Here is a 13,753-nt window from a genome sequence, read left to right on the forward strand (position 1 = left end):
TTTCTCGAATTAACAGGCACACAAAGGGCAGGCGCGTATCCTCGCAGATCTGCGCCTGCGATGCGACAATTTAATCGGCTCATCGTCCGGCGGCGGGTCGGGCAGCGGATGCGGGCGCGGCCGGGGATCGGGCACCGGTATGGGATCGTTAGGTTCTGGCGAGACAGGAATCGATGTCAGGGGCTGATAGCGCATGGTGGTTCTCCCGGGAATGAGCGGGTATACCCATTAAGCGTAGAAGCTGCTAACCAGAGAGCAAAAAAAAGCCGACTTAATCAAGTCGGCGTCGTACGAATCAATTGTGCTATGCAGTAATTCAAAAAAGGAAGTAAGACAATATGGAGCGCAACGCCCATCGCTTGACGTTGCATTCACCTGCGAGAGAGATATTGCCCCGAATGGGTAGACGGTTTATTGATTTCGCTCAAACATTCCCGGATTTTCACGCGATGGACGGCGATGAAAAGCGATTATTTACAGCCATTTACTACGATGTAACCACCATGTAACACCGCCAATGAGAACGACTAACATTATGCAGAAGATAGAAAAGCCTAAATGCCACTCATTGCCGGGGATCCCGCCCAGGTTGACGCCAAACAGACCGGTCAAAAAGGTGCTGGGCAGAAACACCATCGCCATCAGCGACATGGTATAGGTACGACGCGACAGCGCCTCCTGCATAATCTGAGCAATCTCATCGCTCATAATCGCCGTCCGGGAAATACAGCTGTCAATCTCATCGAGGCCCCGCCCCAGCCGGTCGGCGATATCCTGCATTCTGCGGCGGTGATCGTCATTCATCCACGGCAGACGCTCGCTGGCAAGGCGGGAGTAGACATCGCGCTGCGGAGACATATAGCGGCGCATCACGATCAGCTGTTTGCGCAGCAGCGCCAGAAAACCACGCGGCGGCACCTGCTGATCCAGCAGGTTATCTTCGAGGTCGATAATCCGGTCATGCAGCTGCTCGATAAATTCGCTGGCGTGATCGGTCAGCGCATCGCAAATATCCACCAGCCAGCCGCCGCAGTCCACCGGCCCGGTTCCCTCGCGCAGATCGCCGAGCACATCATCCAGCGCCAGCACCCGACGCTGACGGGTAGAGACGATTAAGCGCTCGTCCATATACAGGCGCATCGCCACCAGCTGGTCAGGCCGCTCATCGGTACTGCCGTTAATGCAGCGCAGCGTAATTAACGTTCCGTCCCCCACCCGGGTGACCCGGGGACGGGTACTTTCCCCGGCTAAGGCATCGCGGACGCTGTTGGGCAACAGCGGAGTGGATGCCAGCCATTCGGCGCTATCGGCGTGGGTATAGTTCAGATGCAACCAACAGGGATGCTCCTTATCGATAGCGTCACTGTCAGTCAGCGGCTTCACGCCGCCCTGCCCGTCGAATTGCCAGGCAAAAACCGCATCCGGCACGTTCAATTCCGATCCCTTAATGGCGTCCACCAGACCTCCGTCAGTCAGTTCTTATTTTTGCTAGTCTAGCCTGACACATCGGTTAATCAAGGGGTAAAGTCAGCAGGGTGCTGAATTCGCTGATGAAAAGCGGACGAGGATAAGCATAAAAAAAGAACCCGCCGACGGCGGGTTATGAGTGCGTTTCATAAGAATATGTCCAGCCCGCTGAATGAACCACCGCCAGAATGAATACCGGCGGGACGGCAGGCTAGCAGGAGCCGTTCATTTTTTCTCTTCTGCGTACTGACGAGCGTTATCGTGCAAATTGGTACACATGTTTTTATCTCCTTCATTGTTATGAGCAGGAGTAAGAGTAGACCGGAGTTGCCGTTTTGCAAACCCGCCCCTTAAAAAAGTCTCGCCCCGCCCCGACGCCCTGATGAAGCGCCGTCGCGGATATATTGACCGGTAACGATGAGCGGTTGGGGGGCCTGCAGAACGTTGCGCCATACCGCCCGATACCTCCTCCGTAGAGCGGGCGGCCACCCTTTCCTCGCCCCATCGCTGCTCCACTCCAGAAGGTGATGCAAGGACGATTTCTTTTCCTGCGAAATGCTGTATTATGCGAGTTATTGCAGCATTTTGCAGGATTTCATCACCATGCATAAAACCGCCAGACAAAAGTACCTGGTCGACCTTATTAGTGAAAACGGGCAAGTCAGTATCAGTGACCTGGTTGAAAAGCTGCAGGTTTCTGCAGACACCCTGCGCCGCGATCTGGCCGATCTTGAAAAGCAGGGGCTGGCGCAGAAGAACCACGGCGGCGCAATCGCGCTCGACATTTCCGCAATGAATCGCCAGGGCCGAAATGCCCTGCTGCCGCAGACTAAACAGCGTTTAGGCCGCCTGGTCGCCAGCAAAATACCCGCCGGTTCGACCCTCTTTTTAGATGCCGGCAGTACCGTTCTGGCCGTCGCGACCCAGATTCAAGGCCCGATGACGGTTATCACCACCTCATTAGATATTGCCTCGCATTTCAGCACCCGCCCGGATATCCAGCTGATCATGCTGGGGGGAACATGGGATGTGCAGCAGCGGCTGTTTGCCGGCAGCGCCACCCTGGCATTGCTGGCGCGCTATCGTGCCGATATCGCTATCCTCGGCGCCTGCGCCATCCATGCGCAACTCGGTTTAAGCGCCAGCCAGGAGGCCGATGCTGAAATCAAACGCGCCATGCTGGCGGCAAGCACCGAGCACTGGCTGGTCGCCGATCATATGAAGTTGAACCACTGCGAGCCGCATCTGGTGGCCGAATTAACAGACATACATCAGTTATTTTTAGACAAGCCCTGGGAAGAGCTCGGGGATACTAGCGCGCTGCAGGTCAACATTGCTGACGCTCAATAACGTGGAGAGGGTAATGAATAAAGTCATCGCTCGTGAAGGTAAAAACATTAATATTGCGCTGATCGGCTATGGGTTCGTCGGCAAAACGTTTCACGCCCCGCTGATTCAGTCGGTGGAAGGCCTCACGCTGGCGGTCGTTGCGTCCGGCGATGAAGAGAAGGTGAAGCGCGATCTGCCGGATGTCACCGTCATCGGCTCGCCAGAACAGGCCATTCAACACCCGGATATTGACCTGGTGGTGATCGCCTCCCCCAACGCCACGCACGCCCCGTTAGCCAAACTGGCGCTGAATGCCGGGAAACATGTGGTAGTGGATAAGCCCTTTACGCTGGATATGCAGGAAGCCCGCGAGCTGATTGCGCTGGCGGAAGAGAAGCAGCTGCTGCTTTCGGTCTTCCATAACCGCCGCTGGGACAGCGATTTCCTCGGCATTAAACAGGTTATCGAACAAGGACTTATCGGCAATGTTAAGCACTTTGAGTCGCATTTTGACCGTTTCCGCCCGGAAGTTCGCGTGCGCTGGAGAGAACAAAATGTCCCCGGCAGCGGATTATGGTTCGATTTGGGGCCGCACCTGATCGATCAGGCGCTACAGCTGTTCGGCCTGCCGCAGTCGGTGCAGGGCAATATCGCCACCCTGCGCCAGGGCGCGGAGATTAATGACTGGGCGCATGTGGTCTTAAACTACGCGCAGCATAAGGTGATTTTGCACTGCAGCATGCTGGTGGCCGGTGGCGTATCGCGCTTTACCGTCCACGGAGATAAAGGCAGCGTGGTGAAACAGAAAGCCGATCGCCAGGAAGGCCAGCTGCTGGCCGGGGTGGTTCCCGGCAGCGAAAGCTGGGGGCATGACGACGACAGCCTCGTGGTGTTTGATGCCAGCTCGCAGTCGCGCGAGATCCCTACTCCGCAGGGCGACCAGCGCCAGTACTATATTAACGTGCGCGATGCGTTAACCGGCAAGATCGAGAACCCGGTCCAGCCGCTGCAGGCGCTGGCGGTAATGGCGGTATTAGAAGCGGCGGTACAGTCGGCGGAATCAGGTACGGTGCAAAGCGTTGCGCTGACCGCGGATGAGCTGGCGGCATTGCAATAATCAGGGGGCTCCCATGACCTGCGGTTTCCACAGGTCATGCCCCGCCGCACGTGGCTGGTCGCGGTACTCACCGTGCCAGCCCATTCAGCCGATCGCGCAGATTGTCCGCCGTTCAGCGACGTTGATACCAGGCGGATATCCTCGCCCGCAGCCAGGTATGGTTTTCGGCTACATTCTTATCGGTTGGCTCCGGCTGACGGCGCGCCCTGAAACCAGCGGTACCTTTTCAGGTAGTTATGCCCTCGCCTGCAGCGCTTAATATTATTAAATAAAATAATGACGAATATAGCGCTGTATTAATCAAAGGGAACTGTTCAACTTAAGCGTGTACGCTTACTTTGTACTAAGATGCTTATCCAACAGATGCGTTAAGATATCGTCTCAGGATCAGGATGGATTGATCAGCATGACCAGAACAGAAAGGCTTCTCGAATTACTACAGATATTAAGGGCGCAAAGATACCCGATCACCGCATCCACTCTCTCGATAAGATTAGGAGTAAGTGTACGCTCCCTTTACAGAGATATAAAAACGCTACAACATCAAGGCGTGTGCATTGAAGGCGGTGCTGGAATTGGTTATATCGTTAAGTCTGACTTTCATTTGCCACCCTTAAACCTTTCTCATGAAGAAATCAATGCTATTACGCTTGGGTTAAATTGGGTATCTCATAATACGGATTATGATTTCAAGAATACCGCAAGGAATGCCCTTGCCAAAATACATGCCGTCATTCCTGGTGAATTAAAAAATCTTATTGAGAGTCAATCCTATCTGATCGGTCCTTCAGAAAATAATGAACTGTTTTTTGAACATATCCGCAATGCTATTAAAAAGCGAAAGAAAATCGAAATAAAGTATTGTGACAAGAAAGACACTTACTCTTCTCGAGTCATATGGCCCATCGGATTGGTATATATGGAGTCATGCTGGCTTTTGGTGGCCTGGTGTGAGATGAGAAATGATTTTCGTCATTTTAGAACTGATAAAATTAAAGAGCTGGCACAGCTGGATTCTACATATAGTGAAAGCAGAACGGTTTTATTGAAAAAATGGAGATTCAAAGAAGGGATCTGCGAGGAGAAAGAGTACTGACAAAAACTGTCACAGCTAATTTGTATACTCACCCCGATGAAAGACTCCATTCTACTTCATAGGGGGAATTATGAATTTCCAGAATAAAGTTGCTGTCATAACAGGAAGTACTGCAGGTATCGGTGAGGCAGTTGCAGAGCAATTACACAAATATGGCGCGAAGGTCGTTATTGTATCCCGTTCCTCAGCGCAGGCTAAACAAAAAGCGAAACGATTAACTTCACAGGGACCACAAGCGCTGGGGATCGGCTGTGATGTCTCACAACCGGAACAAGTACAGAAAATGATCGCTCAGGTTATCCAACAGTTCGGCAGACTTGATTATGCTGTAAATAATGCAGGCTTAACCGGTGAACATGGTAAAAACATAACAGAGCAAACGGTTGAAAACTGGGATAAGGTTATTGCCACCTCCTTGAGCGGCGTTTTTTACTGTCTGAAATATGAAATACCTGAGATGATGAAATTTGGTGGTTCTATCGTTAATTTATCTGCAGTAAATGGCCTGGTTGGCATTCCTGGATTAGCACCTTACACCGTGGCTAAACACGGTATAATCGGTTTAACCCAAACCGCAGCGTTAGAGTTTGCAAGCCAGGACATTCGAATCAACGCAGTCGCTCCGGGCTATGTCCAAACCCCACGAATGACTGAATTTCCTGAAAATATCGTACGTAGTTTCGCAAATAGCCACCCTATGAAAAGGATGGCAACAATGCAAGAAATAGCAGACTTCATATTGTTTTTGCTTTCAGACAAATCAGCGTTCTGTACCGGAGGCGTTTATCCAATCGATGGTGGTTATTTAGCCGAGTAACATCCCGCGAAAATTCTTTTAAACTGTAAGAGTTGCTTTAACAAAGTGGCAGGCTCAATGAGAGCGTGCAAATATACAGTTAACGCTTCCGCTGTAGGGCTATTGATAACAATATTTCCCGTATGGATTAACAGGAGTACAGATGTTCGACTCTCCAGGGGTTCATACATCATGCCATTAACAACGTCCGCTCCTGGCACTTAGCACTCTGGCCAGTGGCGCCAGGGTGGCGTTAAGTTAGAGGAGACGTTGACTTCACCGCACGTCCGCAAAGTCAACATCACTCATGTGCAGGGCATCAGCACGATGCCCGATACAAAATGGCCGTATGGGCAACCGGCCATTATGGGTTATCCAATGCACTCCCGTCTAAGCCGGTAAGTCGCTATCCGTTGAACGTGTTAGTGTTTCCCATTGCTCGATTTCCTTATCTAATGCAGCGAGTTTTTGCCGCACTAAACTCAATGCATCGCTGCCCAACAATAAATGCGTGGGTGGGTTCTGGCTCTCAATGATTGTCAGTATGGCGCGGGCAGCCATCACGGGATCGCCGGGTTGCTTGCCGCTTTTTTCCATACGCGCCTGCCGAATGGGTTCGAAAAGAGCATCATAGTCCGGGATGCTACGCGCGCTGCGTACCATTGAACGCCCGGCCCAGTCGGTGCGAAACGACCCTGGCGCCACGGCGGTCACGTGTATATTGAACGGGATAAGCTCTTTGCTTAACGTTTCTGATATGCCTTCCAGCGCAAATTTGCTGCCACAGTAATAGCTGATGCCGGGCAGAGTAATAAAACTGCCCATTGAGGTGATATTAATAATATGGCCACGACGGCGCTGGCGCATGCCCGCTAGCACGGCTTTCATCATTGCCACTGCGCCAAACACATTCACCTCAAACTGGTGGCGCATCTCTGCGAGCGAGGCTTCTTCCATGATGCCTTCATGGCCGTAACCGGCATTGTTCACCAGCACATCAACCGGACCGACGGTCGATTCAACCTCCGCTACCACCTCAGCAATACGCCCGGCGTCCGTAACATCCAGCAAGCGGCCGAAAGCCCGCTGTGCATCAAGGGCCTCGAAAGCCTGCTTTGCGTGGTGATTACGCACGGTCCCGATAACCCGATGACCTGCGGTGAGTGCTTCCTGCGCCAGCGCACGACCAAAGCCGCTGCTGACGCCAGTGATTAAAATCGTTTTTACCGATGTCATAAAAAAGAACTCCCATGAACAGTGAAGGTTGCATGGTATTCTCTGTACTGTCCTATTTTTAGGCCGAATCTTCTCTTTTTATTGCCTGATTTTATGAGGTGCCGTGATGTCCGGGATGATTAGCATGATGAAAACACTGGCCGCGCAGGAGGGGTACAACCTGACCGCGCTGCCTGATGTGCGAATCTTGCGTGCCGACCGGCCGCTTGCCAGAACACCTGTGCTGTACGATCCGGGGATCGTGATTGTCTGCCAGGGCAGCAAACGCGGCTATTTCGGCCAGCAGACCTATTTATATGATGAGCAGCACTACCTGGCGGTTTCGGTGCCGGTGCCGTTTGTGATGGAAACCGACGCCTCGGCAGAACATCCGTTGCTGGCGATTTATATGCATCTGAATTTTCAGCTTGCCGCTGAACTGATGTTACAGATTGAACAGCATGGTGCCCCGCATCCCCCCGCCGTGCCGCAAAGCATGATGTCGAGTCCGATGGATGACGCGGTAAAAACAGCAGTGCTGCGTTTGCTAGAAGTTCTGAACAATCCGCTTGAGGCGGCGATCCTTGGCCCTGCGCGGGTGCGTGAGCTCTATTTCCGGGTTCTGACAGGCGAGCAAGGCAACGCAATGCGCGCCGCGCTGGCCTTGCAAGGGCAATTCGGCAAAATCGGTAAAGTGCTACAGCGCATCCATGCTCTCTACGCTGAGCCGTTCACGCTGACGCAGCTGGCGCTGGAAGCAGGAATGAGTGTGCCGACGTTTCATAGCCATTTCAAAGCGATAACCCGGATGCCGCCGATGCAGTATGTGAAATCGGTCCGCCTGCACCAGGCGCGCATGTTGATGGTGCGCCAGCAGATCACCGCCAGCGCCGCGAGTTACGCCGTAGGCTATGAAAGCCCGTCGCAGTTTAATCGCGAGTTCAAACGCCTGTTTGGCCTGCCACCGGCGGAGGAGATAAAACGTATGCAGCGTAATTTCGCCGTTCCGCCAGCCCAGCAAGCCTCGGTATTTATTTCATCGCATTAAGCTTAATCAGAGGGCAAATAGCGTTTCAATTTCAATCTTGAGATCGGGTGCAAAGAGACGGCTGACTTCCACCAGCGAACTGGCAGGCAAGTGATCGCCGTAATAGCGGTAGAGTACCTCGCGCAGCGCGTTGATCTCGTCAAAAGAGGTAATGAAAATAGTCACTTTAATGAGAGACGAGAAATCAGTACCCTCTGCGGTGACGATTTTACAAATCTGACTGAATATCTCCTCAGCCTGTTCAACGATGCCTGATTGCTGTGCGGGTGTGCCAAATGCGGTAAGCCCCGAGATATAGAGCGTATCGCCATGTCTCACGGAGTGAACGTAGGGGGCCTTTACCTCACCTAACTCAGGATAATTTTTGCGAATCAGCCTGTTCATAATGGGTTCCTTAATGGGACCAGACAGAAATCAATCTTATCATTGTCTTGTTACGGCTCAATATTCATCAGCATAGCGAACACTGCTTACTCCGTTTGCTCAGTTTTGGCCATTCAGTTAGTCTTGAAAAATTCAACCTCACTTAGCCTCATTGTAAGTATCCCACCCAGGCGAACCATGCACTTTTAGTATCTAACCTAACGTGTCGTAATGTCCGAGATATCCTCTTGTGGTGCAAAGCACTCTTCGCCAACGGTCAGTGGCCGCTGTGAGCGAAAAACAGAAGTTCTGAATGTTTACTTACATCGAGGTGCCTTGGGTCATCGTAAGCAGATCACTGCAGTTGACTAAAAGGATAATGACAAATCTCAGCTGATAACTGATAATTATTAGCTGTTAAGTAACACCAGAACGGATAATGGCTATGTGTTACTATAATAAAAATGGGGTCTTGAGGGGTTAGGGATTATACATATATGAGATTTTATAGCATAGATTATCTACAAACGCAGTCTAGCATCAATGATTATTTAAAATACATCGTTATATTTAGTACTTTATTTATCCTGATCGTTGTTTTTAGTCTGTACATGCGCCATCGTTTGCAAACTAAATATCGTGACTTAACAATCATAGCCTTCTTATTTTTGCTCTTCATTTCCGGTGTGCAATATGCTGATTATACTGATAGTAAAAATATACATTCCCAATCATCACAAATGGTTAATTTTGTCAGGTCCTTATCACAAAAAAAAGATGTGGATGTGAATGCTATATTTTCCAGTTCAGTACAACTCTCTGATGGCATTATCGTTAAAGTTAACGATCTTTTTTATCGCGTCAACTTAAGTCCGGATCAAAAAACATACAATTTAGTAGAGGTTTCGTTAGTAAACCCAGAAATAGAAATCATAAAAAACTGAGGTGTAGAAATGATAATTTATTTACCTATCATTATAAAGTTGGGGCTGGGGATACTGTGTTTAATTGTTCAAATAAATCTTATGGGAAAAGGGAATCTGGCCCCCTCATCCGCAATGGACCAGGTTCAAAACTATGTGCTGGGGGGGATTATAGGAGGCGTAATTTACAACGAATCTATAACAGTACTCCAGTTTGTCCTGGTCCTAATCATATGGACTTTCTTGGTCTTTTCTCTTAAATTTTTTAAAGAAAACAATCGGTTAGTTAAAAGAATTATTGATGGAAAACCTATTACTTTAGTACACAATGGCAGCATTAATGTCAAGGAGTGTTTACGGAATGGTGTTTCTGCAAATGATTTAATGTTCAAATTAAGAGCAAATGGCATTTATGAAATAGAACAACTAAAACGCGTGGTTCTCGAACAAAATGGGCAATTAACCATCATACAAAATGGCGATGAAAATATACGCTACCCTATTATAGTGGACGGTTTAGCCAACCATGATCTGCTAGAAATCCTTAATAAAGACAATGAATGGTTAGAACATGAAGTTACAAAGAAAGGCTTTAATAAAATTAGTGAAGTATATTTAGGTGAGTACTTATCGGGTAGGATTAATTTATACGGATATGAAAAATAACATCCAAAATTAATGCCCATTTATCAAGAGGCAGCCATTTTAGGTGTGCCTCTGTCTGAGAACACTGAAATCAACGTTCGATCCTGGCACAGGGCTGCTGTTGCAGCTCTGACAACCTTAGACTTCAATCGACTCAGAGATCTCTAACGCATCATCTACTTCAATGCCCAGATCACGCACTCACTCGCTAATGGCGGAAAACCTTATTGATGAGTATTGGCTATTCGTCAATCCGATTCTGCTGGGCCAAGGCATTCCCTTGTTCCAAAATATAAAAGACAGAACCTCACTCATGCTGGTGAAGAGTAACGTTTTGCCGTCGGGCGTAGTATGTCTGCAATACGAGGTGAAACGAAATCAATAATGCCAGGTTCCGATAGTTCAGCAACAGGAATAAAACTCCGAGCGGCTGCATTTCTGCGAAAGTGTCGCCAATCGATGTTTTGCGGTATGTGTCTACCCTGATTGACAATAGCACCTAAGGGGCCGCAACATCCGCTCCTGGCATGAAGCGGACGAACTGACTGAGCGGAAGGTCTGCTTTGAGCGAGGAGCGGACATCAGACCTGTACGGCTGCATAATTTATCTGTTTCTGCGCGCAGCGATCTTTATCTGATACCTTCCCTCATCGACCGGGGTCAACCCTAAATATGGTGGTAGTGCCCCCTACCTTCATCGCGTTAGTCTGTCTGCGTTATAAAACTCCAAAAACGAAGATCTTTATGGAAATTATTTTAATGCATCATGGAAAGCCGTCTTTTACAGGTTCTATTCGTGCGATGCTCGGAGGGGCTTTATTATTGGCGTCTGTCTTCATCCCGATGACCAAAGCTCAATCTCTGCCCATATCATCAGAACATCCGAACTTGCAGCTTATTTCCGTTCAAACGCAAGGCTCAGGAACGGATGTCATATTGATTCCAGGGCTGGCGTCGTCTCGCGCAATCTGGACCGATTTAGTATCAGGTTTACAGTTGAGCCACCGCGTTCACATTTTAGAGCTAGCGGGCTTTGCGAGTACGCCTGCTATTTCCAACCGGGACGGTAAAATTATCGCTCCAGTAGTTGACGCCATCGCTGAATACATCCGCACCCAACACATCAAAGCTCCGGCGATCATTGGCCATTCACTTGGCGGGGAGATTGCATTGATGTTAGGTGCGCGGCATCCTGACCTGGTTGGTCGCTTAATGATTGTCGATGCTTTGCCGTTCTATACGTTAATGATTGATCCTGCGGCGACCAGCGAAACAGCGTCCCAACGTGCTATTGCGACAAGGGACTGGATACTGGCGCAATCGCCGGAAGAATTTCTAGCGTTTCAGAAAACATCCATAGCCCGTTTAGCCAGGACCGAGGCGGTGAGGCCTGCTCTGGTGGCTGCCGGGCTCAGTTCCGATCGCAGAACCATTGCAGATGCTGTGTATGAATTGATGATTACCGATTTGCGCCCCGAACTTGGCCGCATTAGAGCACCGATTGAGATCGTTTATGCGTATGACGCCTTATTCGGGGTGCCTGCATCCGGCGTGGATGAAATGTACCGTCGAGCCTATACCAATACGCCCGATATCCATTTCACACGAATCGATGATAGTTTTCACTTTATCATGCTTGATCAGCCAGAACGGTTTTCCAGCGCGGTTCAGTCATTCTTAAATAAATAAGGCATGCTTGCACATCAAGTCGACGTTGCTGCAGCAGCCGTAAAGCAGTGATGTCCGCTTCTGGCACGAAGCGGACGAACTGACTGAGCGGAAGGTCCACTGTGAGCGAGGAACGAGGCTAACTTATACCTTCGTGACCTAAGACATCGGAAGCAGGGCAATCACATTATTCAGGAATCATTCGTCTCTGCGGCATGAACGCTATTTACCAGAGGAGAGTCGAGACTCGATAGATTATCTGGGCCTGTTTCCTGGACTGATGTTTAAGTGAGGAAGCAGAACGTGAACCTCTGCCAGCCTACTCCCGGTTGCTGATTGCCCGCTTAGTCAGTCACGACGAAACCAGTGAACATGCACAAAAAGAGATAGCCTGAGAAGCCAATAGCAGCGGGCGTCAAATTGACGAAATCGCGTTCTTTCTGCATAAATGGCGCAACGAGTCGTGCCTGCTGAGACCCTTTTAAAAAACCAGCGTGTGGTTACCTCCCTCCTGATTAATAGCCACCCGCTGCGGTACCAGCGGACAGAGATGCCAAAGGCGGACAAGAAAGAGCGCTGAACGCGGATTGTCTCTAATCCCGGTGGCATTTCTCTTTGTAGATTACGCGCGACCTCACACCTTTTCGTTTTCGCCTGCCGCTCCAGACAGGCTTGAGGATAAATGCTGATGTTGATGCCCGTCTCTCGGCATACTGCCTGGCAATACGCCCTCTTCCCTAAGCCGTCATTTTATGACCCACCCAGTTGTTTCATCAGGGTCAGGTTATCTTCAAGATGCCAGTTCGCGATGATTTTATTATTCCTGACCTGATAGATATCCGTCGCGATAAAATCAACCTGCTGGCCCTTACCTTTCAGTTTGCCGAAGGTTCCGGTGAAATGTCCGCGGAAATGAAGGTGCGATACGACTCGATCGCCTGCAACGATCATCTGCTCAATCTCGCAACTCAGATCCGGGACGGCGGTACGGAAGGCACGGGAAGCCAGAAGTGCGCCTTCCGGTCCCTGTTTGCGGCCCTCAGGCGGCGTCTTATCGACAAAATTATCGGCCAGCGCCTCACGGGCCAGGGCTTCATCACCTGTATTCCAGAATGTTGCGTAACGTCTCGCGACGGTTTCAAGCGCGGCCTCGCGGGCGGATAACAGGCTATTTTCCGCAATCAATTGATGGGGTTTCACCAGCGCAGGTGGTGCAGAAAAGGCAGCGCTGGCCACGGGTAGCAGCATAAGCGCCGCCAGCCGGGTAGGATAAATCGTCAACTTTTGCATAAAAGGTCCTTTGTGTTGCCTCAAAGAAACAGGTAACCCGGGCGTATTTCAGCCGCTTGCGGGTAAAATGTGAGGATTAGTTAATCAGCGCGCCGCCTTCGATATCCAGCAGGGATCCGGTGACAAAGGGATTGTCCATCACGAACAGATAGCCTTTTGCGATATCCTCTGCCCGCCCGAAAGCTTTTGCCGGTAGAGTTTCAGCGGCAGACGCAAGCCATTTTTCGCGGGCAGCAGGATCCATACCGGCGTAAGCCTCGGTATCTGTCAGCCCCGGGCTCACCGCGTTTACCCGCAGCGGAGAAAGCTCCTTCGCCAGAACCTTAACGGCGGACTCCAGGGCCGCGTTCATGGTGGTTTTGACGATAGCGCCCGCGACAGTGCGGCGGGAAACAAAGCCGCTGGTCAGCGTCAGAGTGCCGCGGGCACTACTATTTTTACTCAGATGCCTGGCGACATGGATACTGCCCCAGAATTTGCTGTCGAAAGCCAGCCGGGCCTCGTTCAGATCCAGTGAAGTGAGCGCCCCGCCGGGCGCATGCGATCCCGCCGTCACAATAATGTTATCGACCTCTCCGAGCGTCTGGCTAAGCTGGATCACCTCCTCCTCTTTGCTGATATCAAGGACGACAGTATCCACAGATGCACTTTCCTGACTCAGTAACTGTCTGGCCCGCGCCAGCTTTTCTCCGTCCCGTCCGGCAAGGATCAGGCTTTCTCCCTGTTCAGCCAGAGCGCCAGCCACAGCAAAGCCAATGCCGGAACTCCCGCCGATGATTAATGTTTTTTTCGCCAT

General features: G+C 50.5%; 16 protein-coding genes. 10 read left to right on the forward strand and 6 right to left on the reverse strand.

Features of this window, described 5'->3' with window-relative positions; translation table 11 throughout:
- Window positions 1-9: 9 nt before the first annotated feature.
- Window positions 10-195: a proline-rich small protein YnaL gene (gene ynaL, locus DSD31_RS26585; protein ID WP_071824622.1), complete on the reverse strand. Its 186-nt coding sequence runs from the start codon at window positions 193-195 to the stop codon at window positions 10-12.
- Between the two features lie 279 nt (window positions 196-474).
- Complete coding sequence (gene zntB / locus DSD31_RS14285; protein WP_004861213.1) at window positions 475-1,458, reverse strand: zinc transporter ZntB; 984 nt, start codon at window positions 1,456-1,458, stop codon at window positions 475-477.
- Between the two features lie 612 nt (window positions 1,459-2,070).
- On the opposite strand from zntB, the gene DSD31_RS14290 reads away from it, so the two are divergent.
- The 4 genes from DSD31_RS14290 (at window position 2,071) to DSD31_RS14305 (ending at window position 5,826) form a co-directional block, all read left to right on the forward strand.
- A complete protein-coding gene (locus tag DSD31_RS14290) occupies window positions 2,071-2,817 on the forward strand; it encodes a DeoR/GlpR family DNA-binding transcription regulator (protein ID WP_004861208.1) in 747 nt (248 codons plus the stop codon).
- 13 nt (window positions 2,818-2,830) lie between these two features.
- The gene (locus tag DSD31_RS14295; RefSeq protein ID WP_113991122.1) at window positions 2,831-3,913 is read left to right on the forward strand and encodes an oxidoreductase; all 1,083 of its coding nucleotides are present in this window, start codon (window positions 2,831-2,833) and stop codon (window positions 3,911-3,913) included.
- A gap of 406 nt (window positions 3,914-4,319) precedes the next feature.
- The gene (locus DSD31_RS14300) at window positions 4,320-5,009 is read left to right on the forward strand and encodes a helix-turn-helix transcriptional regulator (RefSeq protein WP_113991123.1); all 690 of its coding nucleotides are present in this window, start codon (window positions 4,320-4,322) and stop codon (window positions 5,007-5,009) included.
- A 70-nt stretch (window positions 5,010-5,079) separates the two neighbouring features.
- Window positions 5,080-5,826, forward strand: a complete 747-nt coding sequence (locus DSD31_RS14305; protein WP_004861200.1) for an SDR family NAD(P)-dependent oxidoreductase — start codon at window positions 5,080-5,082, stop codon at window positions 5,824-5,826.
- Window positions 5,827-6,195: 369 nt separating this feature from the next.
- On the opposite strand, the gene DSD31_RS14310 is transcribed toward DSD31_RS14305, so the two are convergent.
- On the reverse strand, window positions 6,196-7,041 hold the full coding sequence (locus tag DSD31_RS14310) for an oxidoreductase (protein WP_054828862.1): 846 nt from the start codon (window positions 7,039-7,041) through the stop codon (window positions 6,196-6,198).
- A 106-nt stretch (window positions 7,042-7,147) separates the two neighbouring features.
- Here DSD31_RS14310 and DSD31_RS14315 point away from each other — a divergent pair, with 106 nt between their 5' ends.
- Complete coding sequence (locus DSD31_RS14315; protein WP_004861194.1) at window positions 7,148-8,068, forward strand: AraC family transcriptional regulator; 921 nt, start codon at window positions 7,148-7,150, stop codon at window positions 8,066-8,068.
- Between the two features lie 6 nt (window positions 8,069-8,074).
- On the opposite strand, the gene DSD31_RS14320 is transcribed toward DSD31_RS14315, so the two are convergent.
- Window positions 8,075-8,452, reverse strand: coding sequence for a RidA family protein (locus DSD31_RS14320; RefSeq protein WP_048024344.1), 378 nt, complete (start codon window positions 8,450-8,452; stop codon window positions 8,075-8,077).
- Window positions 8,453-8,928: 476 nt separating this feature from the next.
- Here DSD31_RS14320 and DSD31_RS14325 point away from each other — a divergent pair, with 476 nt between their 5' ends.
- From DSD31_RS14325 to DSD31_RS26640, 5 genes are all read left to right on the forward strand, one after another.
- Complete coding sequence (locus DSD31_RS14325; RefSeq protein ID WP_015584482.1) at window positions 8,929-9,375, forward strand: DUF3290 domain-containing protein; 447 nt, start codon at window positions 8,929-8,931, stop codon at window positions 9,373-9,375.
- Between the two features lie 9 nt (window positions 9,376-9,384).
- Window positions 9,385-10,020 (forward strand): DUF421 domain-containing protein, encoded by a 636-nt coding sequence (locus tag DSD31_RS14330; protein WP_113991124.1) that lies wholly within the window; start codon window positions 9,385-9,387, stop codon window positions 10,018-10,020.
- 190 nt (window positions 10,021-10,210) lie between these two features.
- Window positions 10,211-10,384, forward strand: coding sequence for a dihydrofolate reductase family protein (locus tag DSD31_RS14335; protein WP_227499896.1), 174 nt, complete (start codon window positions 10,211-10,213; stop codon window positions 10,382-10,384).
- Window positions 10,385-10,743: 359 nt separating this feature from the next.
- Window positions 10,744-11,688, forward strand: coding sequence for an alpha/beta fold hydrolase (locus DSD31_RS14340; protein WP_015584484.1), 945 nt, complete (start codon window positions 10,744-10,746; stop codon window positions 11,686-11,688).
- Between the two features lie 308 nt (window positions 11,689-11,996).
- Window positions 11,997-12,062, forward strand: coding sequence for a hypothetical protein (locus DSD31_RS26640; RefSeq protein ID WP_350340429.1), 66 nt, complete (start codon window positions 11,997-11,999; stop codon window positions 12,060-12,062).
- Between the two features lie 355 nt (window positions 12,063-12,417).
- Here DSD31_RS26640 and DSD31_RS14350 read toward each other — a convergent pair whose 3' ends face one another.
- Together DSD31_RS14350 and DSD31_RS14355 are read right to left on the reverse strand one after the other, a co-directional pair.
- Window positions 12,418-12,957, reverse strand: a complete 540-nt coding sequence (locus tag DSD31_RS14350) for an ester cyclase (protein ID WP_054828860.1) — start codon at window positions 12,955-12,957, stop codon at window positions 12,418-12,420.
- 76 nt (window positions 12,958-13,033) lie between these two features.
- Window positions 13,034-13,753: an SDR family oxidoreductase gene (locus DSD31_RS14355; RefSeq protein ID WP_113991125.1), complete on the reverse strand. Its 720-nt coding sequence runs from the start codon at window positions 13,751-13,753 to the stop codon at window positions 13,034-13,036.

This window comes from Klebsiella sp. X13, from assembly GCF_003323835.1.
Lineage (GTDB): Bacteria > Pseudomonadota > Gammaproteobacteria > Enterobacterales > Enterobacteriaceae > Klebsiella > Klebsiella ornithinolytica.